The sequence below is a fragment of the Niveibacterium umoris genome (assembly GCF_014197015.1).
In the GTDB taxonomy this organism is placed as follows: Bacteria; Pseudomonadota; Gammaproteobacteria; order Burkholderiales; family Rhodocyclaceae; genus Niveibacterium; species Niveibacterium umoris.
In genome coordinates this window covers 1,009,001-1,034,509 of sequence record NZ_JACIET010000002.1, presented here as the reverse complement: position 1 = coordinate 1,034,509, position 25,509 = coordinate 1,009,001, and the positions used below count along the sequence as shown (strand labels likewise).

General features: G+C 66.1%; 27 protein-coding genes. 11 read left to right on the top strand and 16 right to left on the bottom strand.

The window, feature by feature from the left end; all coding sequences use genetic code 11:
- Positions 1-4: 4 nt before the first annotated feature.
- From GGR36_RS16730 to GGR36_RS16710, 5 genes are all read left to right on the top strand, one after another.
- A complete protein-coding gene (locus tag GGR36_RS16730) occupies positions 5-1,966 on the top strand; it encodes a sensor histidine kinase (RefSeq protein ID WP_183635923.1) in 1,962 nt (653 codons plus the stop codon).
- Between the two features lie 46 nt (positions 1,967-2,012).
- Positions 2,013-2,510: a GNAT family N-acetyltransferase gene (locus GGR36_RS16725; RefSeq protein ID WP_207064477.1), complete on the top strand. Its 498-nt coding sequence runs from the start codon at positions 2,013-2,015 to the stop codon at positions 2,508-2,510.
- Between the two features lie 57 nt (positions 2,511-2,567).
- Positions 2,568-3,320: a LytR/AlgR family response regulator transcription factor gene (locus GGR36_RS16720; protein WP_183635921.1), complete on the top strand. Its 753-nt coding sequence runs from the start codon at positions 2,568-2,570 to the stop codon at positions 3,318-3,320.
- Between the two features lie 87 nt (positions 3,321-3,407).
- A complete protein-coding gene (locus GGR36_RS16715) occupies positions 3,408-4,622 on the top strand; it encodes a PQQ-dependent sugar dehydrogenase (protein WP_183635920.1) in 1,215 nt (404 codons plus the stop codon).
- A gap of 84 nt (positions 4,623-4,706) precedes the next feature.
- Positions 4,707-6,515 carry a sulfatase family protein gene (locus tag GGR36_RS16710; protein ID WP_183635919.1) on the top strand — a complete coding sequence of 603 codons (1,809 nt, stop codon included), beginning with the start codon at positions 4,707-4,709 and terminating at the stop codon, positions 6,513-6,515.
- 181 nt (positions 6,516-6,696) lie between these two features.
- Here the strand turns inward: GGR36_RS16710 and GGR36_RS16705 are convergent, their stop codons facing one another.
- From GGR36_RS16705 to GGR36_RS16695, 3 genes are all read right to left on the bottom strand, one after another.
- On the bottom strand, positions 6,697-8,157 hold the full coding sequence (locus tag GGR36_RS16705; protein WP_183635918.1) for an ATP-binding protein: 1,461 nt from the start codon (positions 8,155-8,157) through the stop codon (positions 6,697-6,699).
- Positions 8,154-8,882, bottom strand: coding sequence for a response regulator (locus GGR36_RS16700; protein WP_183635917.1), 729 nt, complete (start codon positions 8,880-8,882; stop codon positions 8,154-8,156). Before GGR36_RS16700 ends, GGR36_RS16705 begins: the two co-directional genes overlap by 4 nt.
- A 68-nt stretch (positions 8,883-8,950) precedes the next feature.
- On the bottom strand, positions 8,951-9,340 hold the full coding sequence (locus GGR36_RS16695) for an RNA-binding S4 domain-containing protein (protein WP_183635916.1): 390 nt from the start codon (positions 9,338-9,340) through the stop codon (positions 8,951-8,953).
- A gap of 86 nt (positions 9,341-9,426) precedes the next feature.
- On the opposite strand from GGR36_RS16695, the gene GGR36_RS16690 reads away from it, so the two are divergent.
- Together GGR36_RS16690 and GGR36_RS16685 are read left to right on the top strand one after the other, a co-directional pair.
- On the top strand, positions 9,427-9,882 hold the full coding sequence (locus tag GGR36_RS16690) for a copper chaperone PCu(A)C (protein WP_183635915.1): 456 nt from the start codon (positions 9,427-9,429) through the stop codon (positions 9,880-9,882).
- Positions 9,883-9,893: 11 nt separating this feature from the next.
- The gene (locus GGR36_RS16685) at positions 9,894-10,409 is read left to right on the top strand and encodes a GNAT family N-acetyltransferase (RefSeq protein WP_183635914.1); all 516 of its coding nucleotides are present in this window, start codon (positions 9,894-9,896) and stop codon (positions 10,407-10,409) included.
- An 11-nt stretch (positions 10,410-10,420) separates the two neighbouring features.
- Here the strand turns inward: GGR36_RS16685 and GGR36_RS16680 are convergent, their stop codons facing one another.
- Together GGR36_RS16680 and GGR36_RS16675 are read right to left on the bottom strand one after the other, a co-directional pair.
- Positions 10,421-10,771, bottom strand: coding sequence for a RidA family protein (locus GGR36_RS16680; protein WP_183635913.1), 351 nt, complete (start codon positions 10,769-10,771; stop codon positions 10,421-10,423).
- Between the two features lie 19 nt (positions 10,772-10,790).
- Entirely contained in the window at positions 10,791-11,687 is an 897-nt protein-coding gene (locus GGR36_RS16675; RefSeq protein ID WP_183635912.1) for a PhzF family phenazine biosynthesis protein, read from the bottom strand.
- Positions 11,688-11,860: 173 nt separating this feature from the next.
- Between GGR36_RS16675 and GGR36_RS16670 the strand changes: the two genes are divergently transcribed.
- The 3 genes from GGR36_RS16670 (at position 11,861) to GGR36_RS16660 (ending at position 14,301) form a co-directional block, all read left to right on the top strand.
- A complete protein-coding gene (locus tag GGR36_RS16670) occupies positions 11,861-12,469 on the top strand; it encodes an OmpW/AlkL family protein (protein ID WP_207064475.1) in 609 nt (202 codons plus the stop codon).
- Positions 12,470-12,605: 136 nt separating this feature from the next.
- A complete protein-coding gene (locus tag GGR36_RS16665) occupies positions 12,606-13,484 on the top strand; it encodes an AEC family transporter (protein ID WP_183635911.1) in 879 nt (292 codons plus the stop codon).
- Positions 13,485-13,560: 76 nt separating this feature from the next.
- The gene (locus GGR36_RS16660; RefSeq protein ID WP_183635910.1) at positions 13,561-14,301 is read left to right on the top strand and encodes a hypothetical protein; all 741 of its coding nucleotides are present in this window, start codon (positions 13,561-13,563) and stop codon (positions 14,299-14,301) included.
- Here GGR36_RS16660 and GGR36_RS16655 read toward each other — a convergent pair whose 3' ends face one another.
- The 7 genes from GGR36_RS16655 to GGR36_RS16625 all read right to left on the bottom strand — a co-directional run bounded on the left by GGR36_RS16655 (position 14,302) and on the right by GGR36_RS16625 (position 19,673).
- A complete protein-coding gene (locus GGR36_RS16655; RefSeq protein ID WP_183635909.1) occupies positions 14,302-15,393 on the bottom strand; it encodes an alkane 1-monooxygenase in 1,092 nt (363 codons plus the stop codon).
- A 98-nt stretch (positions 15,394-15,491) separates the two neighbouring features.
- Positions 15,492-16,406, bottom strand: coding sequence for a tyrosine recombinase XerC (gene xerC / locus GGR36_RS16650; protein WP_183635908.1), 915 nt, complete (start codon positions 16,404-16,406; stop codon positions 15,492-15,494).
- Between the two features lies 1 nt (position 16,407).
- The gene (locus GGR36_RS16645; protein WP_183635907.1) at positions 16,408-16,911 is read right to left on the bottom strand and encodes a GNAT family N-acetyltransferase; all 504 of its coding nucleotides are present in this window, start codon (positions 16,909-16,911) and stop codon (positions 16,408-16,410) included.
- An 18-nt stretch (positions 16,912-16,929) separates the two neighbouring features.
- Positions 16,930-17,580 carry a DUF484 family protein gene (locus tag GGR36_RS16640; protein WP_183635906.1) on the bottom strand — a complete coding sequence of 217 codons (651 nt, stop codon included), beginning with the start codon at positions 17,578-17,580 and terminating at the stop codon, positions 16,930-16,932.
- A gap of 42 nt (positions 17,581-17,622) precedes the next feature.
- Positions 17,623-18,453, bottom strand: a complete 831-nt coding sequence (gene dapF / locus GGR36_RS16635; protein ID WP_172201522.1) for a diaminopimelate epimerase — start codon at positions 18,451-18,453, stop codon at positions 17,623-17,625.
- Positions 18,454-18,487: 34 nt separating this feature from the next.
- A complete protein-coding gene (locus GGR36_RS16630) occupies positions 18,488-18,901 on the bottom strand; it encodes a CoA-binding protein (protein WP_183635905.1) in 414 nt (137 codons plus the stop codon).
- A gap of 19 nt (positions 18,902-18,920) precedes the next feature.
- A complete protein-coding gene (locus GGR36_RS16625; protein WP_172201526.1) occupies positions 18,921-19,673 on the bottom strand; it encodes a helix-turn-helix domain-containing protein in 753 nt (250 codons plus the stop codon).
- Between the two features lie 130 nt (positions 19,674-19,803).
- Between GGR36_RS16625 and GGR36_RS16620 the strand changes: the two genes are divergently transcribed.
- On the top strand, positions 19,804-20,886 hold the full coding sequence (locus GGR36_RS16620; RefSeq protein WP_183635904.1) for a DUF2157 domain-containing protein: 1,083 nt from the start codon (positions 19,804-19,806) through the stop codon (positions 20,884-20,886).
- On the opposite strand, the gene GGR36_RS16615 is transcribed toward GGR36_RS16620, so the two are convergent.
- The 4 genes from GGR36_RS16615 to gmk all read right to left on the bottom strand — a co-directional run bounded on the left by GGR36_RS16615 (position 20,871) and on the right by gmk (position 25,508).
- Positions 20,871-22,274 carry an exonuclease domain-containing protein gene (locus GGR36_RS16615; RefSeq protein ID WP_183635903.1) on the bottom strand — a complete coding sequence of 468 codons (1,404 nt, stop codon included), beginning with the start codon at positions 22,272-22,274 and terminating at the stop codon, positions 20,871-20,873. The genes GGR36_RS16620 and GGR36_RS16615 overlap by 16 nt on opposite strands.
- A gap of 45 nt (positions 22,275-22,319) precedes the next feature.
- A complete protein-coding gene (locus GGR36_RS16610) occupies positions 22,320-22,508 on the bottom strand; it encodes a DUF3460 family protein (RefSeq protein ID WP_183635902.1) in 189 nt (62 codons plus the stop codon).
- Between the two features lie 37 nt (positions 22,509-22,545).
- Positions 22,546-24,786, bottom strand: coding sequence for a RelA/SpoT family protein (locus GGR36_RS16605; protein WP_183635901.1), 2,241 nt, complete (start codon positions 24,784-24,786; stop codon positions 22,546-22,548).
- Between the two features lie 104 nt (positions 24,787-24,890).
- Positions 24,891-25,508, bottom strand: coding sequence for a guanylate kinase (gmk, locus tag GGR36_RS16600; protein ID WP_183635900.1), 618 nt, complete (start codon positions 25,506-25,508; stop codon positions 24,891-24,893).
- Position 25,509 lies beyond the last annotated feature (1 nt).

The window sequence follows — 25,509 nt, the reverse complement described above, 5'->3', positions numbered from 1 at the left end:
CACCATGACCGACCCCAAGGACACTCGCGCCGCCGACGCTCACAAGCGCGTGGAAAGCTGGATCAGCCGTACCACCTGGAGTTCGCTGCTGCTGCTCGGCTTTGGCTTCCTGATCCTGCACCGCATCATCGGCGTCGCGATCGGCATGCGCGCCGGGTTCTCGGTGTTCGCAGCCGTCTCGGTGACGGTGGCGCTGTTCGGCTGGAAGCTGTGGCTGGTCGGCCCCGAGAGCCTGAAAACCGAATTCCGAGAACGCTGGCAGCGCCTTTCGGAGTGGCTGGCGGTCGTCGGCTGGTGGCGGCTGATTTTCGTCAGCATCTTCGTTTTCGCCGCGGCGGGCATCGCGGCGGATTCCCTGACCGGCAAAGGCGAAGTCGTCGGCATCGTGATGTCCGCGATCCTGATACTGATTGCCGCCAAGATCGCGCGCGGCGCAAAACCCCGCAGCCAGGGCATGCCGATCCACGTCGAGTCGGGCGCAAAACAGGTCGAGGTGGGGTCGCATGGCATAGAAGTGACCCGCCGCAACAGCGACGGCATCGTCACCAAACAAGTGAAGATCGGTGTCGACGGCATTTCGGCCAACCGCGGCACGCCGGACAGCTTCGAGTCCCCGATGCCACGCGCAGGTGAGCCTGTTGGCGTCGCCGCGACGCGGTCACACACCTGGCTGCAGGGGCTGACCTGGGGCCGCCTGTTGCTGCTCGGCCTGCTGCTGCTGATCGCCGCCGGGGTGGCGAACACCCTCGTCGCACCGGACAAGCGCGACAAGGTCGTGACCGTCATCCGTGGCGATCACAGCATGAAGAAACCGGCGCTGCCGCCCTTGCCGCCGCTGCCCAAGGCCGGGGAGTCCGAGCCCGTCATGCCGCCGGAGCTGGCGGGCACGCCCGATATCGATGGCAGCGCCCCGCAGGCGGGCCAATCTGCCCCCCAGTCCCGGCACGGCAAAGCCGCGCAGGACGTGAAAGTCGGGCCGCGCGGTATCGAAGTGGTCGAGCGCGACGAGAACGGCAAGGTCTCGCAGCATGTGAAGATCGGCCTCGACGGCATCAAGGTCACCGACGGCGAAGACAATACCGACGTCGAGATCAACGTGCCGGAGCTGCGCGGCGTGCCGGGCATCTCGCCGGAAAAGGCGCAGGAAATTGAAGACCGCATTCGCGACGAGATCGAAGCGGCGACCGAACGCGCCCAGGAAACCCAGCGCAAATTCGACTTCGCACCGCTCGCCTTCCTCGTCATCGTCAGCCTCGCGATCATGAAGCTGCTGGCGGGCGGCAAGCGCCGCGCCGAACTCGATGCCGGCAGCGCCCGGATCGCCGCCGACATGGCCCGCCTTGAACGGGAAGCGGCCGACGCCAAGCTGCACGCGATGCAGGCGCAGATCGAACCGCACTTCCTGTTCAACACCCTCGCCTCGGTCGACCAGCTGATCCGTACCGATCCGCAACGCGCCTCGCAGGTGCAGAAGACGCTCATTCAGTACCTGCGTGCGGCGATTCCGCAGATGCGCGACGACGCCCAACGCAGCACGCTCGGCCGCCAGGTGAAGATGTCGCAGGCCTATCTGGAGATCATGCAGGTGCGCATGGAAGAGCGGCTCGCGTTCAGCTTCGATGCGCCGGAAGGCCTCAGCTGCGCGGAGTTTCCGTCGATGATGCTGCAGACGCTGATCGAGAACTGCATCAAGCACGGCCTTGAACCGAAACCGGAGGGTGGCCGTATCGACGTGAAGGCGGAAGTCGCCCGCGGCAAGCTGCGCGTGAAAGTCAGCGACACCGGTGTCGGCTTCACCGCAGATGCCAAGGACGGCGTCGGCCTCGCCAACATCCGCGAGCGCCTGCGCCTGCTGTATGGCAACACCGCATCGCTGACGCTCACACCGAACGAAGGCGGCGGCACCGTCGCCACGATCGAATTGCCCTACCGCGACGACGACGCACAGCAGACGAAGGTTTGCTGACACCACCGGCCCACCCGAAAGGGTGGGCCCCATGAATCAAGCCACGATGCCCACAGCGCCCCAACTCGAACTCGTCGCCGCAGGCCCGGACGACGTTGAACGCATCGAAGCGTTGATGCAGTTCTACAACTACGATCTGAGCGAAACCTGCGAAGTCCGCTTCAGCGAGGCGGGCAGCTACGCGATCCGCCCGAAGCGCGATTACCTTGCGCAGCCCGGCACCAGCGCCTACCTGATGCGGGTTGACGGCGAGCTTGCCGGCTTCGCCATCGTCGATGCGGAATGCGAACATGCGGACAGCGACTTCAACCTCGGTTACTTCTTCATCGCTCGGCGCTTCCGCGGCCGCGGGCACGGCAGCGCCGCCGTGCGCCAACTGTTCCGCCTGCACCGGGGCAACTGGGAGATCTATCACCTCGCGGCCAACCACGCTGCCGGCGCCTTCTGGCAACGCGTGCTGGCGGCCTGTGCGGTGGATCGACTGGAATCTTCTGCCAGGACGATCCATGGCGAAGCCTGTGTCCTGTTCCGCTTTAAGGTGTGAGCGCTCTCCGCGATAATTCTGACCATTCCCGACTGCCTCACCGACGAGAGTCCAACCATGCCCACCGCCCTGATCGCCGACGACGAACGCCTGATGCGCGACCAGATCCGCCTCGCGCTGGCCGAGGCCTGGCCCGAACTGCAGATCGTCGGCGAAGCCAAGAACGGCGACGAAGCGGTGGAGATGGCCGAGACGCTGAAGCCGGACATCGCCTTCCTCGACATCCGCATGCCCGGCCGCACCGGCCTGGAGGCGGCACGCGAGGTGTGCCAGCACGCCCATGTGGTGTTCGTCACCGCCTACGACCAGTACGCGGTAGAGGCCTTCGAGCGCGGCGCAGTCGATTATTTGATGAAGCCGGTGGAGCAGGATCGACTCGCACGCACCGTCGAGCGCCTCAAGGCGCGTCTGGTCGAGCCGCCGCCCGACCTGAACCAGATGCTGGTGAAGCTCGCCGCAAGCATGAACGGCGGCACGCAGAAAAGTTACCTGAAATGGATCCAGGCCAGCGTCGGCAATGCGATCCGCATGATCGCCACGCGCGAGATCCTGTTCTTCACTTCGGACGAAAAATACACCCGGGTGCAGACCGAGGAATTCGAGGCGCTGATCCGCAAACCGATCCGCGAGTTGGTGGCCGAACTCGACCCGGACGAGTTCTGGCAGATCCACCGTGCGACGCTGGTGAAGGTGGATGCGATCTCGGCGGTGACCCGCGACGAGCGCGGCCATCTGATGGTGTCGGTGCGCGGCAACCCGGAAAAGCTTGAGGTCAGCCGCAGTTTCGGACATCTGTTCAAGCAGATGTAGAACAAGCGCGTATTGTCGGGGGCAGCGCGGCGGTGCAGGATCGCCGCTCGGGCCGCATCGTGGCCCGCCTGCCGGAGGCCAGACGCAATGACCCGACATTCGCCCGCCCTGCCGTCTGAGCGCCTTGAAGCGCGGCTCTGCCTTGCAGTGCTGATCGCCTGCGCCTGCAGCGTCGTTGCCTGTTGCGGTGGTGGCGGCGACGCCGCAACGCCTGTCGTCCCCGCGCCAACTCCTACACCGACGCCGACGACGCCGCCCAAGACGGTGCTGCTGAACAGCGCGCTCGCCTCGCCCTGGGGCCTCGCCTTCCTGCCCGACGGCCGCATGCTGGTGACACAAAAGGCCGGCACGATGGTGATCCTGAGCGCCGACGGCGCGACGGTGCAGGCCACCTTGAACAACCTGCCGCCCGTCATCGCCGACGGCCAGGGCGGCTTGCTCGACGTGGCACTCGACCCGGACTTCAACACGACACCGTGGGTTTACTGGACTTACTCCGAACCGGGCAGCGGCGCCGAAGCCGGGCTGGCCGGCACCGCCGTGGCACGCGGCAAGCTGGTCGGCGACACACTGCAGGAGATCGCGGTGATCTACCGGCAGGTGCCCAAGGTCAGCGGCAGCGGGCACTTTGGCTCGCGCCTGGCCTTCCGCAGCGACAAGACGCTGTTCGTGACCCTCGGCGAGCGCCAGAAGGGCAGCCCGGCACAGGATCTGACACAGAGCCTCGGCAAGGTGATCCGCATCAACCGCGACGGCAGCATCCCGACCGGCAACCCGGTCTTCGCCAGCGCCGGCGCGCGGCCGGAAATCTGGAGCTACGGCCACCGCAACCCGCAGGGCGCTGCAATCCACCCGACAACAGGCGAGTTGTGGGAAACCGAGCATGGCCCGCAGGGCGGTGACGAACTGAACCTGATCCGCGCCGGCAACAACTACGGCTGGCCGATCCGCAGCTACGGCTGCAACTACGGCGATCCGGTGGGCGACGCCTGCCGCATCGGCGGCGGCACCCACGCGCCCGACTACACCGAGCCGGTGAGCTACTGGGTGCCGATCTCGGTCGCACCGGCCGGGCTCACCTTCTACACCGGCAGCAAGTTCCCGGAATGGCAGAAGAGCGTTTTCTTCGGCGCCCTCGCCGGCACCGCGTTGTGGCGGGTCGAGCTCAACGGCAATGTCGAAGCCTCAAGAGAAAAACTGTTCGCCGCGCTCGGACAGCGCATCCGATGCGTCAAACAAGGGCCGGACGGCTGGCTCTACCTGCTCACCGATGGCGGGCAACTGATCCGCATCGAGCGATAAGCGCAACCGCATTCAAACCGTACGCCACGCCAAAGGGCGTGCGCCGACCAGCCATGCATGACCAACAGAGAGAAGGGATCTGCCATGACGGAGAAGAAGAACCAGCCTGCCCAACTGACGCGACGAGGCTTCCTGGGCCTGACCAGCGCGAGCGTCACTGCGCTCGGGCTTGGCGCGGTCGGAGGCGCCATCAACCCGGCCACGGCGGCAAGCGAGACCTCGCCCACGCCGCCGCGGCGCACCCGCGCCGCCGGCCCTTACAACATCCTGTTCATCCTGACCGATCAGGAGCGCTTCTTTCGCCCCGGCGAACTGCCGGTCGGGTTCAGCCTGCCCGCCCATGAACGGCTGGCGCGGCAGGGAACGACCTTCACCAACCACCGCATCAATTCCTGTGTGTGCACGCCATCGCGTTCGGTGCTCTACACCGGACAGCACATCCAGCACACCCGGATGTTCGACAACACGAACTTTCCCTGGATCAACAGCATGTCGACCGAGATCCGCACGCTCGGGCACATGATGCGCGATGCCGGGTACTACGCCGCCTACAAAGGCAAGTGGCACCTGACGAAAGAATTCGAGACCGTCAACAAACTCGGTTCGCTGACAAAGATCTTCACCGAGGAAATGGAGGCTTACGGTTTCTCGGACTATATGGGCGTGGGTGACATCATCGCGCACCATCAGGGCGGCTACCTGCACGATGGCGTGACGGCGGCCATGTCCGCGAGCTGGTTGCGCGGCAAGGGGCGCGAGCTGGCGGCGCAGGGCAAGCCCTGGTTTCTGGCCGTGAACCTGGTCAACCCGCACGACGTCATGTTCTTCGATACCGACGAGCCCGGCGCACCCCACCAGGCCACGCGCGCGCTGTCACATGTCGAGCGTGCGCCGAACGATCCGCTGTATGCCAAGCAATGGCGTTTCAATCTTCCGGCGAATCATGCGCAACCGCTGGACGCACCCGGGCGCCCCCCGGCGCACCGCGACTTCCTGCGCTCGCATGATGCGCTGGTAGGTGAGATTCCGAATGAAGAAACGCGCTGGCGCCGGCGGCACAACTACTACCTCAATTGCCTGCGCGACGTTGATCGCAATATTGCAAGCGTGCTCGCCGAACTCGACGCTGCCGGACTCACCGATCGCACCATCGTCGTTCTCACCGCAGACCACGGGGACATGGACGGCGCCCACATGCTGCACGCGAAGGGCGCAGTGTCCTATCGCGAACAGAATCACGTGCCCTTGATCGTGGCGCATCCCGCCTACGCCGGTGGCAAGCAATGCCGCACGCTCACCTCCCACGTCGATCTGGCACCAACGCTGGTCGCATTGACCGGCGTGACGCCGGAGAAGCGCACCGCCATCACCAAAGATCTCCCCGGGAAGGACTTTTCGAGCGTCCTCGCCGCCCCCGAACACGCCGCCGTCAACGCGGTGCGCGACGGGGCGCTGTTCAACTACAACATGTTCGCCTACCTCGATGGCGACTACCTCTACAAGGCCGTCGCCCACATCAAGCAGGGCGGCGACCCGAAAAAACTCAAGGAAGCCGGGCTCGTCCCGGACATGAGCAAGCGCGGCGCGGTGAGGATGGTGTATGACGGCCAGTACGTATTCGCGCGCTATTTCTCGCCGAAGCACCACAACCGACCCGCAAACCTGGAAGAGCTGCTTCGCTTCAACGACGTCGAACTCTACGATGCGAAGGCCGACCCCCTGGAGATGACCAACCTCGCAGCGGGCAGCAAGCCCCAGCGTGATCTCATGGTCGCCATGAACGAGAAGCTCAACCGCCTGATCGACGCAGAGGTCGGCGAAGATCGCGGGCAGATGCTGCCAGGCGGCATCGACGCAGGCTGGGAGGTGACACCGGAAACGATGGCGCCTTGAGACGTCGACCGCTCACCGGGCGTGGGCGGCACTGCACGGCAATCTCGAACGCGGTCAGTGTGAACCTGGTCCCGGGCGCGAAGCGGGACCGCCGCAGCAGGCGCCAAGACGCGCTGTGCTGCGGCCCGTCGCCCGGGCCTGCAGTTGCAGTCGCAATGGCGCTGACGCAAGCGGCATCGGACTAGTCGGCGTTCGGCGCCGCGCGCGGCAGCCGCAAGCGCGCGCACAGGCCGCCCTGCGGCGGGCTCAGCAGTTCGAGCTGGCCGCCCATGTCGCCGATCAGGCGCTCGACGATGGCGAGACCGAGTCCGCTATGGCCGCTGCCGCCACGCGCCGGATCAAGCCGCGCGAACGGCCGCCGCGCTTCATCCAGGCGATCTGCCGCGATGCCCGGGCCTTGGTCGCGCACTTCGATACACACGTGGTCGGCCTCCGCAACGAGTTGCAGCACCACCGGCGGCGCCCCATACGCGAAGGCGTTGCCGAGCAGATTGCCGAGCGCGCGCCGCAGGGCCGCAGGGCGAACCCGCGCATACACCCCGTCTTGCAGTGCCAACTGCAGGCCCTGCGCGCGCCACGGCTCGGCCACTTCCTCCAACAACAGCGCGAGTTCCCGCATCTCCATCGGCTCGCCTGCGGCGCCACCGGCGAACAGGCGAAACTGGTCGATGATCTCGCCGAGCTGATCGAGTTCGCGCAGCATTGCGGCCTTGCGTGGCGCGTCGATTCCCTGCGCGCCGGCGGCGAGTTCGATCTGCAGTTGCAGCCGCGTGAGCGGGGTGCGCAGATCGTGCGCGATGCCGGCCAGCATGGTCGTGCGGTCACTTTCGAGCCGGCCGAGACGCGCCAGCATGTCGTTGAAGCGGCCGGCCAGCAGGCGGATCTCGTTGGCACCGCTGAGCGCGAGCGGCTGCGGCGCGCTGGCGGAACCGACCTCTCCGAGCGCATCGCCCAATCGGCGCAGGGGTCTGTTCACCTGCACGACGAGGAACAACGCTGCAACGAAGGCGACGATGAAGCCAAGCACCGGAATCAAGGGCACCAGTTCGAAGCGTCCGAGCGGTGCGAGCATCGGCAGACTCGAAGCGGGCACCCATAGCCATCTTGGCGTGTTGCCGGCGAGGCGGATCCAGAGCCCGGGCCCCTCTCCGCGCACGCCTCCCGGCCGCAACTCGACCACACGGCCGAGTTCCCTGTTCAGCGCAAGATCAAGCTGGGCCAGTGGAAACACGCGCGGGTGCAGGTGGCCGAATCGTCCCCGCGCGTCGGCGTCGCCCGGCGGCGGTGCCGACGGCCCGGGCGGGTCGTCGGGCGTTTGCCGGCGCATCGGCGGCGGCGCGTCGCCCTCTGGCGCCGGCGGGCCATGCCGCCAGCTGCCACGCTGGAACCCTGGCGGATCCTCTGCCTCGACGATGCGCTGGCCGGGGCCCGTCGCAGCGGCGTCCTCCGGCCGCGCCGCGAGACGGGCTTCCGCATCACGCACCCGGCCGGCAAGCACCTCCGCCGCGTGGCTGATCCGCAGATCAGCGACCCGAGTCTGCAACAACCACACCATCAACGCGTAGCTGCCACCCAGGGCGAGGAAGAGAATCAACGCAAGCCGCAGGTTGAGCGAGCGAAACCAGCGCTGGAACAGGTTCATGCGGAAACGGCGTCCGGCGGCTCCGGCACGAAGACGTAACCGACGCCCCACACGGTCTGGATGTGGCGCGGCCGCGAAGGATCGGGTTCCACAAGGCGCCGCACGCGCGAAATCTGCACGTCCATGCTGCGCTCGAAGGTTTCCGATTCCGGTCCGCGGGCGATCTCGATCAGGCGTTCGCGGGTCAGCGGCTGGTGCGGGTGGCGGGCGAGCGCGGCAAGCAGCGCGAATTCGCCGGTCGTCATCTCGATCCGCTCGCCGCGCCGCCACAGGCTGCGCGATGCGAGGTCGAGGCGGCACTCGCCGAAGCACACCGCCTCTTCTTCCGGAATCGGTGCGCCGGCGCGCGGCGCCTGGCGCCGCTTGAGCACGGCGCGGATGCGGGCCGACAATTCACGCGGCAGGAAGGGCTTGCCAAGATAGTCGTCGGCCCCCATCTCGATACCGACGACGCGGTCGATCGGGTCGTTGCGGGCGGTCAGCATGATGATCGGCACATCGTCGCCGGTCGCACGGATGCGGCGGCACACCGAGAGCCCGTCCTCGCCCGGCATCATCAGGTCGAGCACCAGCAGGTCGGGGCGCTCGCGCGGCAAGCGGCGAATCGGGTCGGCCGCGTCGGGAAAGACGCGGGTATCGAAGCCCTCGCGGTCGAGATATTCGGCGAGCAGGGCGCGGAGGTCGGGGTCGTCGTCGATCACCCAGATAAGCGGCAAGCGTTCCATGCTTTCACTCTAGCGCGGGTGGCGCGGGCTGAGGGCTCACGTTTCTTACAGAATGCGACCGGCGCGACTCATTCGCGCCAGCGATCGTAGTCGCGGCGTTCGCGCTTGGTCGGGCGGCCGTGGCGTTCAGCGGCCGGCTCCACTTTCAGGCGCCGCGCATCCGCCGCGGCCTCGCGCGCGGCAATGCTCTCTGCGGTCTCCTCGTACAGCTGCTGGGCCAGCGGCGCCGATCCGCGCTTGTCCGAAATACCGCGCACGATGACTTCGCGCGCGACGGGGCCGTTGCTGAAGGCGACCCGGTCACCCGGTCGCACGTCCTTCGCCGGCTTCACGCCCAAACCGTTGATGCGCACCTTGCCGCCCTCCACCGCCTCGGTGGCAAGGCTGCGGGTCTTGAAGAAGCGCGCCGCCCAGAGCCATTTGTCGATGCGCGTACGTGCGCCGGGATCCTGATCCATGCAGGGTCTCCTTGCTGGTGAGGCGATCAGCATAGCGCGGGGCTAGAATCAGCGCCTCGGTATCCCACAACCCACAAGGAGTCCTCATGCGTTCGCTGCTTCTCGCCACCCTGCTCGCGCTCGGCGCCGCCAGCGCAGGCGCAGCCGACCTCAAGATCGAAGGTGCCTGGGTGCGCGGCACGACGCCATCGCAGAAAGCCACCGGCGCTTTCATGACCCTGACCAGCACCGGCGACGCGGCGCTCGTCGGTGCAGCTTCCCCGGTTGCCGGCAAGGTCGAGATCCACGAGATGAAGATGGTCGGTGACACGATGAAGATGGGTGCCATTGCGAAGCTGCCGCTGCCGGCGGGCAAGCCGGTCGAGCTCAAACCGGGCAGCTATCACGTGATGCTGCTGGACCTCAAAAAGGAAATGAAGGAAGGCAGCAAGGTACCGCTGACACTGGAGATCGAGACCGGCGGCAAACGCGAGCAGGTGGCGGTGGAAGCCGAAGTGCGCCCGCTTGGCGACGCGTCGGCACACAAGCACATGCAGCATTGAACGGGCCGCGCTTGCGCCGTGCCGGCGCGCCCGACACCGCTGCGATTGCGCGGCTGCACGCCGACAGCTGGCGCGCGGCCTATCGCGGGCTGCTCGACGATGCCTACCTCGATGAAACGGTCTTCGCCGAACGCGCGGCGCTGTGGCACGCGCGGCTTGTGGAAGGCCGCGATGCCCCTTTGGAAGCATGGGTGCTGGAGGACGCGCGCGGTCTGCGTGGCTTCGCCAGCCTCTGCCCGCTTGCCGACCCGGCGTGGGGACCACTGATCGACAACCTGCATGTTCGGCCAACGCTCAGAGGCGAGGGGCTCGGACGGCAGATGATGGCAGCGCTGCAGCAGCGCATCGGCGATCTGGGCGCGCCGCGCTACCACCTGTGGGTGCTCGAGGGCAATGTGGCCGCCCGTCGCTTTTATGCGCGCGTGGGCGGTATCGAACAGACGCGCGAAATCCACGACATGCCGGATGGCGGGCGCTACCCCTGCCTGCGGGTCGTGTGGGCCCAAGACGCGAGTCCCGGCCCCTGAGACCTGAGGTCTCAGCCGACCGCCGCCGACACCACGACTTCGACGCGCCAGCCAGCGCGCGCCAGCCCCGCGACCTTCACGCAGGCGCGCGAGGGCGCACATCCGGGCGCAAGCCAGGCGTCCCACACCGCGTTGAAACCGTCGTAATCGGCCATATCAATCAGGTAGATCGTCGCAGTCAGCAGTCGGTGCTTGCCGCTGCCTGCGCGTTCTAGCGTCGCGGCCAGCACTTCGAGCAGTGCGCTGCTCTGGCGGGTGATGTCGCCTTCCTCGCTCGGGGGCACTTCGACGGCGTGAACGACGCCGTTGTGCACCACGGCGTCTGCATAACGTGGCGTGAGGCCGATGCGCTGAATGTCCATGTGTGAGTCCTGTCCGGGTTCAAGGGGTTATGAGTCGGCCTTCGCCGATGAAGACTGCCTGGCCCCCGACGCGCACGGCGGCGATCGCCCCCCCTTGGCGCGATGCCGAGAGATCGATGCGGCTCGGGCGACCCATGTCTTCGCCCTGCGAGATCTGCCAGCGCAGTTCGGCCGTATCGCGGGCGTCACGCGATGCCAGCAAACCACCGAGCGCTGCGGCGGCCGAGCCGGTCGCCGGATCTTCGCCGATGCCGAGTCCGCGCGCGAACATGCGAGCGTGCAGCAGATCGGGGTTCTGCCCATCGTCGCAATACAGATATACGCCGCTCGCAAGGCCGTCGAGCCCCTGATGCATCGCCGAGCCATTCGGCACGGCGCGCGCAAGCTGGGCACGATCGCGCAGCGGCACGCAGAGGAAGGGGACGCCGCATGAGGCGACGCCACTGCCGGGCAGGATCGCATCGTCCGGTAGCCCGAGCATCTGCGCGATCAACGCGTCAGGCGGCGCGGGCTTGAATTGCGGGGCCTGCGCGGTGTTGAACTCCGCCCGCAGGGCTTCGCCATCCTGCATGGTCACCCGCACCGGCACCGGACCAACGCCCTCTTCGAGCACCAGCAGATGTTCGCCGTCGGGCAGCGCGTGTGGCGCGAAGCTGGCGAGCAGCAGCGCGGTGCCTATCGTCGGGTGCCCGGCAAACGGCAGTTCGCTCGCCGGGGTGAAGATCCGCACCCGCGCGGCATGCGCCGGATCGTCCGGCGGCAGCACGAAGACGGTTTCGGAGAGGTTCAGTTCGCTGGCGATCGCCTGCATCATCGCTGGATCGACCAGATCGCCGTGCGGAAACACCGCCAGCGGATTGCCGGCAAACGCCTGCCGGGTAAAGACATCAGCCAGCCAGTAGGGGTGCGAAGTCATGCGTGTGCTCATTGATGGGAAGGGCAATGCCGTTGCGGCGATGCGACACCTGTGTCGCTTCTGGCCACATACGAATTGGAACACTTGATTGCGATCAAGCGCCAGCGGGACATGAAAACCACACTGAGCGTGCAGTCTTTCTGCACAGCACCAATTCATTAATCGGGGGATTTATGTCCAGCATCATCAAGGCTGCGATCGCGGGGGCGATCACGGCAGGCATGTTCATGGCAGGCACGGCAACGGCCGCCGACGGCAACTGGCTGGTTCGCGGCCGCATCGTGAGCATGACCAACGACAACAGCAACGAGAACAACCTGCTCGGCGCGGAAGTCACCGCCAGCGACAAGGTACTGCCGGATCTCGACATCAGCTACTTCTTCACCGAGAACATCGCGCTCGAAGTGGTCCTGTCGATTCCGCAGACGCATGACATCGAGCTTGGCGGCACCAAGATCGGCGAAGTAACGCAACTGCCGCCGCACTTCATGCTGCAGTACCACTTCCCGATGGGCGCCTTCAAACCCTACGTCGGCGCGGGCATCAACTACACCCGCTTCTGGGATGTGAAGCTGATCGTGCCGGGCGTGGACATCGAACGTTCGAGCTGGGGCGGCTCGCTGCAGGTCGGTATGGACTACGAACTGAGCAAGCAGTGGTACCTCAACGCCGACGTCAAGAAGACGTGGATCGCAACCGATGTGAAGGCCGGCGACACCGTCGTCGATACGCTGCACATCGATCCGTGGCTGATTGGCGTAGGCGTCGGCTACCGCTTCTGAGCAGCGTCGCACCAGTCTGAACGAGGGGCGCTCCGGCGCCCCTTTTTGTTGTACCGGCGCCTGCCGAAGCGATCAAGGCGGATCGCCGAACGCCGGCCGGCAGCTAGAATCGACGCTCCTTACCGCGGCCCGCCCCATGTTCCTGCGCATCGTCTCGATTCTGTTCCCGCTCTTCGCCATCATTGCCCTGGGCTGGCTGGTCGGGCGCCGCGCGAAACCGGATCTGACGATCGCCAACAAGCTCAACATGGATGTCTTCATCCCGGCGCTGGTGTTTGCCGCGCTGGTGTCCAAGGACTTCCGGCTCGGCGAATTCCTGCCGCTCGCCGGCATTTCGGTCTTCATGGTGGTGGCCTTCGGCGCCGTCGGCTGGGTCGCGGCGCGGCTGAGCGGCGTGGCGGTGAAGACACTGGTTCCGCCGACCATGTTCAACAACTGCGGCAACCTCGGCCTGCCGCTCGCGGTGCTGGCCTTCGGCGAACAGGCGCTGGCGCCGGCAGTGGTGATGTTCATGGTCTCGAACCTGCTCCATTTCTCGTACGGCGCGTGGTTGCTCGACCACAAGACCCGGCTCGCGACGATCTGGAAAGTCCCTTCCGTGCTCGCGACGCTCGCCGGTATCGCGGTCGGCGCGGCCGGCATCACGGTCTGGGCGCCGCTGCTGCTGGCGATCCGGATGGTCGGCGACATCGCGATTCCGTTGATGCTGTTCTCGCTCGGCGTGCGACTCACCGACGCCAACTTCCACGCCTGGCGCATCGGTGTCGGCGGTGCGCTGTTGCGGCCGCTCAGCGGCCTTGCGATTGCGGCGCTGGTGGTGTCGGTGGCGGACCTGCCGCCCTTGCAGCGCGCATTGGTGATCGTCTTCGGCGCGCTGCCACCCGCGGTGCTGAACTTCATCTTCGCCGAGCGCTACCGGCAGGAGCCGGAGAAGGTCGCCTCGATCGTGATGATCGGCAACCTGTTCGCGCTGATCTTCCTGCCGATCGCGCTGGCGCTGACCTTGCAGCACTGACAAATTCTTACGATTGCGACACGTTGGCGATCCAATCGCCGCTGAACATGCGCAGGCCCCATTGACGAGACCTGCCATGAAGCCCATCTGCCTCGCCCTGCTGCTGTTCCCGCTCGCCGCCTATTGCGACGAAGTGCCTCCCGCACCCGCAGATGCGCCGTTGGTGTCCGACAAGATCGTGGTGAAGGGCGTACGCGACCCGGCGATCATGCCCTACGCCGACGCGTACAAGTTCTTTACCCAGGTGGACAAGGTGCCGCACGACAAGGTGCGGATGCGCATGCAGATCAAATCGGCGGACAAGTCGGTCAAGGCCTCCGACATCCGCATCCGGCTGGTCGGGGATGAGACCGACATTCCCGTTCCGCTGGGTGAAGAAGGCGACATCGACGTGCCGCGCTCCGAGGCGGCGCTGGCCGACAAGGCCGAGTTCGTCACCAACCAGAAGAAGGGCAGCCTGCAGGTGCACCTGACCCTGTCACCCGAGTTTCCGAATGCAGAACGCATCGCCTACGCCGATGCGCTGATCTCGCGGGATCAGGCCATTCACCTGATGAAAGAGATCGTTCCCTGGTACTTCCGCCTGCTGATCGCAGAACCGAATGCGATCCGTGCCTGTTTCGAGCGCGAGGGTGCGCATGCCACGCTGATCACGACGGCCGGCGAAGAAACGCTGCCGATCAAGAGCAAGCGCCAGTGTGCGGTGCTCAAGCTCGACGCCGGCAAGCGCGAGAGCTGGCAGGCATTGGCACTGACACCACCGAGCAAGCTCGAATTCACGCACGTCAATTGGTTGTCCGACGGCCTGCCGGACTGATCAGGCGTTCGGCGCAATACCCTGCGCGGCGCGCCAGGCAGCGACGCGCGGGTCCATCAGCCGACGCCACAAGGGCGGCACCAGCGCCAGCACGACCAGTGTCGCGTAGCCGGCCGGCAACTGCGGCGCGGCTTCCATATGGCGCAGGATCTGGTAGCGCCGCACCGCATGCGCGTGATGGTCGGAATGCCGCTGCAGCTGGAACAGCAGCAGGTTGGTCAGCAGGAAGGGGCTGTTCCAGGAGTGATGCTCGGTGACCGGGCCATAGCGCCCGTTCGCCAGCGGCACCCGCAGCAAGCCGTAGTGTTCGAGGTAGTTCACGATTTCGAGCAGCGCGATCGAGCCGATGCACACCACCGCGTAGACCACGATCGCGAACGGCCCGAGCCAGATGCCGAAGCCCGCCGCCCAGGCGAGGGTCAGCCCCCACAGCAGCAGCATTTCGTTGCGCCACCAAGGCAGCTGGCGCCGCGTCAGGCGCGCACGCTCCAGCGCCCAGGCGCGCGCCGGGTTGGTCGTGAAGGCGCGCCACAGGAAGGCATACACGTTCTCGCCAAGGCGCGCGGTCGAGGTGTCGCGTGGCGTTGCCACGTCGACATGATGGCCACGGATGTGTTCGATCTTGAAACCGCCGTAGCCCACGCTCGCCAGCAGCCAGCCGCCGGCAGCACGTTCTCCGCGATTCGTCTTGTGCACCAGTTCGTGACCGACGTTGATCGCCACGGCACCGCCGATCGTGCCGAGTGACACGAGCAGACCGAGGATGCCGACCACACCCAGCCCGGTGGTAGCCACCGCGTGGATGCCCCACACCAGCAGCACGGACCACGCCGGCACCGCGAGCAGCGTCAGCAGCGGATACCAGCGGTCGGCGAGCAGCACGCGTTCTTCATCCGCCGTCGGGTTCGCGGTGTCGCGACCGATCAGCGCATCGAGCAGCGGCACCAGGCCGAACACGACGAACACCGTCAGCCAGGCACCGAGCGCCGGCACGCCAAACTGCGCCCCCCAATGCAACCCGAGCGGTGGCAGCGCGAGCGGGATCAGGAAAGAAGCGAAGCCGAGGCGCTTGAGTCGGATGATGCCCTGCATGCACGGTCTCCTGAAGAATGGGCGATCAGCATAGTCCGGCGGGGCGATGCGACGTCTTGTGCGATCGCGACAGCGCACGGCCGTTGCCGCGGCAGGCATCAGGGCTTCTTGCGCGCGCGCGGGTGGGCGGCGTCGTAGACCTTGGCGAGGTGCTGGAAATCGAGGTGGGTGTAGATCTGCGTGGTCGCGATGCTCTCGTGCCCGAGCAGTTCCTGCACCGCGCGCAGGTCGCCGGAGGACTGCAGCAGGTGTGTCGCAAAACTGTGGCGCAGCATGTGCGGATGCACGTGCACGCCCAGCCCGCTGCGCTGCGCCCACAGTGCCAGCCGCTGCTGGATGCTGCGCGGCGCCATGCGCGCACCCCGGGTATTCACGAACAGTGCGACTTCGTCCGCACGGGCATGTTTGGCACGCTCGGCGAGCCAGGCTGCGATTGCCTCGCGCGCCTGCGCGCCAACCGGAACGGTGCGCGTCTTGTTGCGTTTGCCGGTGACCGTGACCTCGGCTTCGCGCAGATCCAGCGCCGGCCCAAGGTCAAGGCTCGCGAGTTCGGACAGCCGCAATCCGGAGGAATAGAACAACTCGAAGATCGCCCGGTCACGGGTGATGAAGGGGTCGTTGGCGGCTTGCGGCGCATCGAGCAGTGCCGCCGCCTGATCCGGCGACAGCGCCTGCGGCAAGGCCTTGGGCGATTTGGGCGGGCGGATGCCGACGACCGGGTTGGCGCCGAGCGCACCGCTCTTCGCCCACCAGCCGAAGAAGCCGCGCCAGCACGACAGGTGACGTGCGATCGAGCGCCCGCTCAGCCCCTGCGCATGCAGGCGCGCGACGTAACGGCGGATATCGTGGGGCGACAGGTTTTCGAGCGCGCGCCCGGCGGAAAGACTGAGCAAGGCGCGCAGGTCGCGCCGGTAGGCTTGCAGCGTCAGGGCTGCGAGCCGGCGCTCGAAAGCCAGCATGTCGAGCCACTGCTGTACCGGCGCAGGAAAGTCCGCTTCGTCCTGCGTTTGCATCTCAAGCCAGTGCTGGCGACAGCCGCGCCATGATCACGACATCCTCAAAGCCATCCGGCACCCGCACGGCAAATCGCTTGATGCCTTCCTGCACGAAGCCATGCTTGCGGTACAACGCCATCGCCGCGGCGTTGTCGGCACGCACCGACAGTTCGATCCGCAGGAAACCCGCCTGCGCCGCGCGGGTCAGCGCTTCATTGAGCAACGCATTGCCGACACCGCGACCGCGCCAGGCGGCGACGACGCCCATGCCGAGCAGCCCGACGTGACGTTTGAGCGGGCGACCTTCCGGCGTGATGTCGCACCAGCCCACCAGCGCGCCGTCGGCCAGCGCAACGATTTGCGGGTAACCATGTTCGAGATTGGTATGGACGAATCGCTCGACGGCTTCGAGCGATGGCGCTTCGTAGCTGGCAAGGAAACGGCCCTCGCGCGCAACGCTATCGACCGCCATCCGGAATGCAACGATGTCTTCTGCCCTGATCGATTCGATCGAGACCGACATGGTCACCGGCGTGTCGAGCTAACCGAGGTGGTTGAGCAACGAGGCACTCACCAGATCCGCAATGCGCGCGACGTACAGCGTGCCCATCTCGGGGTAGAAGCGCTCGATGTCTTCGCTGCCCAGCGCCAGCAGCCCGAACACCACACCGTCGCGACGCAGCGGCAGCAGCGCCACCGAACGCACATGGTTGCCCGCCTCGCCGAACCAGCCGCAAACCTCGGGCTGGGTGGCCGGGCCGCAGTAGGGGTGGCGCAAGTCGGCCGCGAAGAAACGGAACTCCTCCGAGACCGGCGAAAACTCGACCGTGTCGCGCTGGATGATGCTGTTCCAAATCCGCAGCGCGATATGCGGCACCGCAAAGTCTTCGACCAGATGGGTGTCGATCACGCCGACCACCGCCTCGACGCTGTTGCATTCGAGCAGGCCGAGCGTGAGGCGATGCACCTTCTCGCCGATCACATCATTCTCTTCGCCGAAACGCACCAGCTCGGCCATCTTGTCCTGCAGCAGCTGCAGCTTTTCGCGCATCGCCAGCAGCTGGCGCTCGGTCAGCGAAATCGCCTGCCCGGTATCGGGATGCGGCACCGCCAGCTCGGCCAGCAAGGCAGGCTGCTCGTTGAAGAACTCGGGGTGCGCCAGCAGATAGCCAACGACTTCGTGATCGGTCATGCGTGTAAACCTCGTTTCCGCGGTGGAGTGCCACCGCAGTCATCAATCGATTTCGATCTCACCTTCGAATACCGTCACCGCCGGGCCGGTCATCAGCACCGGCTGGCCCGGGCCGGCCCAGGCGATGCTCAACTCGCCGCCGCGCGCATGCACGCGCACCGGGCTGTCGAGCAGACCACGGCGAATGCCGGACACCACCGCCGCACAGGCACCTGTGCCGCAGGCGAGCGTTTCACCGGCGGCACGTTCGAACACGCGCAGACGAATGGTGTGGCGGTCGACGACCTGCATGAAGCCGGCGTTCACCCGCGCCGGAAAGCGCGGGTGGTGCTCAATCAGCGGACCTTGCGTCGCGACCGGCGCACTATCGACATCGGCCACCACCTGCACCGCGTGCGGGTTGCCCATGCTCACCGCACCGATCGTGATCGTCTCGCCCGCAACGTCCAGCGGCTGGGCCGGCGCATCGGTATCGGAAATGAACGGGATGCGCGCCGGATCGAGCACCGGGGCGCCCATATCGACCGTCACCAACCCATCGGCACCGAGCCGCGGCGAGATCACGCCCGCGAGCGTCTCGACGCGGATCTCGTCCTTGTCGGTGAGGCCCTTGTCGCGCACATAGCGCGCAAAACAGCGCGAGCCGTTGCCACACTGCTCCACCTCGCCGTCGAGGTTGAAGATGCGGTAGCGGAAGTCGACGCCGGGCAGGCGGCTTGGCTCGACGATCAGGATCTGGTCGCAGCCCACGCCAAAGCGGCGGTCGGCCAAGAAGCGCGCCCGCTCTGGCGTCATCTCGAAGGGCTGGCGCACCGCGTCGATCACGACGAAGTCGTTGCCCAAGCCCTGCATTTTCGTGAAGCGGAGTTTCATGTGTGCAATTGTCCCACAGGCCAGCGCGGCTCGATCATTCAGACAGCTGCCGCCAGCGGCGATAGATGCAGTCGTCCATCACCACCGTGGCGCCCGCATCGCGTGCGCGCTGAGCGGCCGCCTCGTCGACAACATGGTCCTGCATCCAGATGAAGGAGATCCCGAGCGTCACCGCTTCGTCCACCATCGGCCCGACGCGCGCCGCGTTGATGTAGAAGTCCGCCAGATCGATCTTCTCGGGCACGTCGGACAGGCGTTTGTAGACCTTCTCGCCGAAGATCTCCGCCGCCGCCGGATGGATCGGAATCACCCGATAGCCTTGCTGCTTAAGGAAGGCGCCGATGGTGTGACTGGGCCGCTCGGGCTTGGGCGATGCGCCGACGATCGCGATCGTCTTCACCTTGCCCAGCGCCGCGCGTAACGCGTTGGTGTCCGGATTCTTGAACATCTCATGCTCCACAGATGTGTCAGCGCGCCTTGCGCTGCGGGGTGGTGCGAATGAAGGGCCGGATCGCCGCAACCTGCCACGGCCGGCAAGCGAGCAACAGGCTCACCGGCTGGCGCTCGCTCTGCGGCAGCGTGCCCTCGTCCCAATGCAGCTCCGCAAACTCACGCGCGAGTTTCTTCAGGCGTTCGGCCAGCGCATGACGCGCACCGGGCGTAAGGCGCCCGTTGAGCAGAAACATCGCCTCGCCGGCGCCAGCGAAGTCGCTCGCGAAGAAGTCCGCCACGTTGTCCTTGAAGGCTTCCATGATCGGCCCGTTCGGCGTCCACGAGAAGGTGCGGGCCACACGCAAACGTATCCGGTTGTTAGGCATCAACTCGATGAAGCCGATGCGATCGAGCCGCGCGAGCAGGCCGATCAACTCGGCGCGCTCGAATTCGTAGAGCGCAAGCATGTCCTCGAAACCGAGCAGATTGAGTGCGGACAAGGCCGCGAGGAAGAGCTTGGGCTCGCTGACGATCTCGCGCTCCTGCGCGACGGTCAGCCGAGATACCAGCCGTGCCTCGCGATCGAAGCCGCCGGTCAGCTCGGCAAAGTCGATGCCGACCGCATCGCACACGGTATCGAGCCGCGCCAAGGTGAAGTTGCGTTGCGCAAACCAGCGCTTGACGCTGGCCTCTGACTGCCCGACGCGACGGGCCAACTCGGCGTAGGTGATGCCGCGCGCCTTGAGTGCGGCTTTCAGCAGATCGACGACTTCCACAGCTTGGGTCATGGTGGCTGGCCAGTAGTGCGTATCAGGAAATGATACCGGCGGCCGCGCGTACCTCGACAGCGAATCCGCCACGCGAGCATCCGGTGCGTGCAGGCACAATGGCGCCATCGCTCCGCCCCGAAGGCCAGACATGACGCTCCGCATTCAACGCGCCGACCTCGATGCCGCCAGCCAGGCCGGTCTGTTGCCCGCCGAGTCTGCCGACGCACTGTGGCAGTTCCTTGCCGCCCGCCGCGCCGGCGACCCCGACGCACCGCGTTTCGACTTTACCCATGTGCTGTACTACCTCGGTGGCCTGCTCGCGATCGGCGCCATGTCGCTGTTCATGACGCTGGGCTGGGAGCAATTCGGCGGCTGGGGCATCTTCTTCATCGCGCTGCTGTATGCGGGCGTCGCATGGAAGCTGGCGGAACGCTTCGAGCGTATGGGGCTGGCGGTGCCGAGCGGGATCATGGCCGCGCTGATCGTGGTGCTGGTGCCGCTGGCGGTGTGGGGCCTGCAGAACGCCTTCGGGCTATGGGCCGAAGCGGAGCACATCAAGGGCTACCGCGATTACCACGTGTACATCGACTGGCGCTGGATCACGCTGGAGTTCGCCACGCTGGTCGCCGGCACGCTGATGCTCTACCGCTGGCGCACGCCCTTCCTGGTCATGCCGATCGCGGTGACGCTGTGGTACATGAGCATGGACCTCGCCGTCTTCATCCTCGCCGCGGACGACAACTACCACTGGAGCGAAGCCTCATGGACCTTCCGCAAGTGGTTCTCGCTGGCCTTCGGCCTGATCATGCTGCTGGTAGCCTTCTGGGTCGAGCTGCGCAGCCGTTCGCGCAAGGATTACCCGTTCTGGCTCTACCTGTTCGGCCTGATGGCGTTCTGGGGCGGGCTCAGCTCACTCGGCTCCGGCTTGTTGTCCGGCAAGCTGATCTACCTCGCGATCAACCTGCTGCTGATCGGTATCGGCGCGGTGCTGGTGCGGCGCACCTTCGTGGTATTCGGCGCGCTGGGCGTCGCGATCGTGCTGGGCGACCTGTCGCACCACTACTTCCGTGACAGCTGGCTGTTCCCGCTCGCACTCACCGCGATCGGGCTGGGGATCGTGTTCGCAGGGGTGGCGTGGCGCAAGCACGAAGCGCGGCTGACCCAGCAACTGCGCGCCCTGCTGCCGGACGAACTGAGGCGGCTGATCGAAGCGCGTCAGGCCACGCGCTGAGCGAGCACCCGCACCGCGGAGGCGTGACCCGGCTGCATCAGCCAGCGCTGCAGCAAACGGGCCACCTCCAGATCGAAGGCGCGCCGTGGCGGCGATTCGAGCAGATCGGCGAGCGCAGCTTCGTCGCGCGCCGAGCCGAGATGGCACCACTGGTCGAACACATGCGTCGCAGCACGACCGCTTGCCTCATGCAGTTCGGCGATCGCGACCGGCCCCGGCCAGGGCCAGGCGCGCGGCGCCAGCGACGCCAGGGCTCGCAGCAGGCGCGCGTCGTGGATCTCGGGTCGTTCGGCATCGACGCAGACGCCGTCGCAGCGCTTCAAGCCGTAGGCCTGACACGCGCCGCGGCCGTTTTCCAGCCCCAGGCGCTGCGGACACAGACGGTGCAGCAAAGCCAGCTCGCGCAGCGTGTTGTCGGCCTCGCGCTGGCCGCGGAAAGTGCCGAACACTTCGCGCCATTCGAGCGGGTCGCTGCCCTGCAGTTCGAGTTCTTCCAGCACAGGCGGGCGCCGGCGGTTAGGGACGAAGTGCCAGCCGAGTGCGCGGGTCGGGTGTTTCTCGGGCACATGCCTCCGCAGCAGGGTCAGCTCGCGCAGTTGTGCGTCGAGATCACCGGCGGTGAATTCCGTTTCCACACGGCGGACCTGATTGCCGAGCTTCACGCTCTTGCTGTCGCCGCGTCCGGTGAAGAGGCCCAACACCTTCGAGCGCAGATGGTTCGAGCGACCGCTGGCGAGCAACTGGCCGCCCGCGCCAAACAGCAGATAGACACCCGGCGCTTCGGGCAGGGCTTCGAGGTCGCCCTCGGGCAGCTTGGGCACCGCGGCGCCCGCGCTGCCTGCGCGCCGCAGCGCGAGCAGCAGACGGTCGTCATCGAAGGCGCCGGCTGCATCCTGCAGCAGGCGCCAGACGAGGTCGGCATCGGTCATCGCACGGTGGCGGTTTTCGACGACATAGCCATGGCGCTCGATGATCGCGTCAAGGCCGTGACGTGCATGTTCGGGGTAGAGCGCACGCGAAAGCTTGACGGTGCATAACACCGGCGGATCGAAGGCGATCTGCCTTGCAGCGAAGGCCGTGCGCAGGAAGTTGTAGTCGAATCGCGCGTTGTGGGCGACAAACACCGCGCCTTCGAGACGCTGCGCGATGTCGTCGGCCAGCGCGCGAAAGTTCGGCTGCCCCGCCACCATCGCGTCGCTGATCCCGGTGAATTGCTGGATCCGGTACGGAATCGGGATTTCCGGGTCGATCAGGCTGGACCAGCGATCAACCACCTCGCCGCCCTCCACCCGCACGATCGCGACTTCGGTGATGCGGTCCCGATGCGGATCGGCACCCGTGGTTTCCAGATCGACGATCGCAAGCGGACGTTCAAAGAGCGGATTCATCGGGCTGCAGATGCGAAAAGCCTCTCCGCAGAGAGGCTTGGGGAATCAGACTTCGTTCTGATACGGGTAGGGTTTCTGCGCGACCTTGGATTCGGCATTGCGGCGCAGGGTTTCCAGATCCTGCGGCTTGTCCCACCACAGCGCGCGGCCCTTGCGCTGCTCTTCGCGCTCTTCGGGATGCTTTTCCATCCACTCGCGCATGAATTTGGTGTGCTCGGATTCGTACATCGCCATCGTGATTCCTCCTCGATCCGGGATTCTAGCAGGCCGCTCAGCCCGGCCGTGCTTCGGAAGCCTTGAGGCGGGCGATACGCACGACTTCGGGAATGCGGCGCACGGCGCGCATCAGGCGCGCCAGATGCAGGCGGTCGCCCACCTGCAAGGTAAAGTAGATCTGGTGATGCACCGCGCCCTCGCCATCCATGCTCACATGCTGGATGTTCGAATGTTCTTCCGCGATCGCGGCCGCGATCTTCGCCAGCACGCCGCGCCGGTTCTCGGTGATGACGCGGATCTGCACATCGAACAGGCGCTCGGTCTCCGATTCCCACTCGACATCGACCCAGCGTTCGCGATCGGCACGATTGCGCGAAAGGTTGGGGCAGTCGTTGAGGTGCACTTCCATGCCCTGCCCCTTGCGCAAGAGGCCGACGATCGGGTCACCGGGAATCGGCCGGCAGCAGCGGGCGAGCTGCACCGCCATGCCCTCGCTGCCGCGGATCAGGATCGCGCCGGCAGGTTTCGGCCGGATCGGCTGCCCTTCGACACCTTCGACACCCACCGACTCGACTGCGTTTGCGAGTCGCTTGGCCACCACCGCCGGCAAGCGTTTGCCCAGCCCGATGTCGGTGTAGATCTCGTTGCGTTCGCGCGCGCCGGCATCGCGCAGGAAGCGATCCCACACCAGCTTGTTGAGCGCCGCCGGGGTCAGCCCGTGCGCGCGCAGCGCCTGCGCCAGCAGCCGCTCGCCGAGCGCGACCGACTCGTCCTGCTGCGCGGTCTTGAGGAAGTGGCGGATCTGCGCGCGCGCCTTGCCGGATCGCACATACGACAGCCAGGCCGGGTTTGGGCTCGCGTGCGAGGCGGTCACCACCTCGACCTGATCGCCATTCTTCAGCTCGGTGCGTAGCGGCATCAAATCGCCGTTGATGCGGCAGGCGACACAGCGATTGCCGATGTCGGTGTGCACCGCGTACGCGAAATCCACCACCGTGGCGCCACGCGGCAGATTGAAGATCTTGCCCTTGGGGCTGAACACGAAGACCTCGCCGGGGAAGAGATCGATCTTCACGTGTTCAAGGAATTCGGTCGAGTCGCCCGATGTGGACTGCAGTTCGATCAAGGACTGCAGCCAGTTGTGCGTGCGCTGCTGGATGTCCGACAGCGGACCTTCGGATTCCTTGTAGAGCCAGTGCGACGCGACACCGCTGTCGGCGACCTGGTTCATCTCGTGCGTGCGGACCTGCACCTCGATCGGCGTGCCATAGGGGCCGAACAGCGTGGTATGCAGCGACTGGTAGCCGTTCGCCTTCGGGATCGCAATGTAATCCTTGAACTTGCCCGGTACCGGCTTGTACAGCTCATGCAATGCGCCGATCGTCAGGTAGCAGGTCGGGATGTCCTTCACCACGATACGGAAGCCGTAAATGTCGAGCACCTGCGAGAAGGTCAGGTGCTTGTCCACCATCTTGCGGTAGATGCCATAGACGTGCTTTTCACGGCCCCAGACTTCGGCGTCGATCTGCCACATCGGCAGGCGTTCCTGGATCGCGCCGAGCAGCTTGCCGACGATCTCGCGCCGATTGCCGCGCGCCGCCCGAACCGCCTTGGACAACACCCGGTAGCGCATCGGGAAGAGGTAGCGGAAAGCGAGTTCCTGCAATTCCCGGTACAGGTTGTTGAGCCCTAGGCGATTGGCGATCGGTGCGTACAGTTCCAGCGTTTCGCGCGCCACGCGCCGCTGCTTTTCAGGCCGCACCGCGTCCAGCGTACGCATGTTGTGCAGGCGATCGGCGAGCTTGATCAGGATCACCCGCACGTCGCGCGCCATCGCGAGGAACATCTTGCGGAAGTTTTCCGCCTGCGCCTCTTCGTGGGTACGCGCTTCGATCTTGTCGAGCTTGGAGACCCCGTCCACCAGTTCGGCCGAGACCTTGCCGAAGGCGTCGGCGATGGCCTGCTTGGTGATGTCGGTGTCTTCCATCACATCGTGCAGCAATGCGGCGATCAGCGCCTGTGCATCGAGGTGCCATTCGGCGAGGATCTCGGCCACTGCCACCGGGTGCGAAACATAGGGTTCGCCGCTGCTGCGGAATTGCCCAAGGTGGGCTTCGGCGGCAAAGAGGGCGGCGCGTTCAAGCCGCTCGCGATCCTCTTCTTTCAGATAAGTGGCCGTTCGGGAACGCAGGATCGACAGATCGACGCCGTCGAGCGGATCGCCGTCGCCGAGCGCACGCGGCGCATCGTTCAGAGGCACCAACGCGACAGGAACCTGGGGAGCCGCGGCTTCCATGCTCACCCCTCGCGCTGACGGCGCAAGCACGATTCCGCCGTCGCACACCCTGCGAGAGACGAACATCGCTTCATGCCATCAGCATTCATGCGTCGTTCCCCGTTTCAATCGTTCGACTGAAGAAATGCAAAGGCCTCCGGATGGCGGGCTTTCTGCACGTTCAAGCGCACCCGGCATGAACGCACGATTGCCAGCAGGTCGGCGTGAGCCTCTGCTAAGTCCTTGTTGATAATACAGTAATGGAATTCGTCCACGTGCTCCATCTCGCCCCGCGCTGCTTCGAGGCGACGCGCGATCACCGCGTCGCTGTCCGAATTGCGACCCCGCAAACGCCGTTCGAGTTCCTCCAGCGACGGCGGCAGGATGAAGATGCCGACCGCCTGCGGAAACGCCAGCCGCACCTGGCGCGCGCCCTGCCAGTCGATTTCGAGCAGGATGTCCATGCCGGTCGCCATCTGCGCTTCGATCCACGCGCGCGAAGTACCGTACAGGTTGCCATGCACCTCGGCGGATTCGAGGAAGCCTCCGCCCGCCCGTAGCGCCTCGAAGGCGGCGCGATCGGTGAAATGGTAGTGCTGGCCATCAACTTCACCCGGACGCGGCGCCCGCGTGGTGTGCGACACCGACAGCCGGATGCCGGCGTCCTGTTCAAGGAGCCCACGCACCAGGGTGGTCTTGCCGGCGCCCGACGGCGCTGAAACGATATAAAGCTGTCCTGGCATG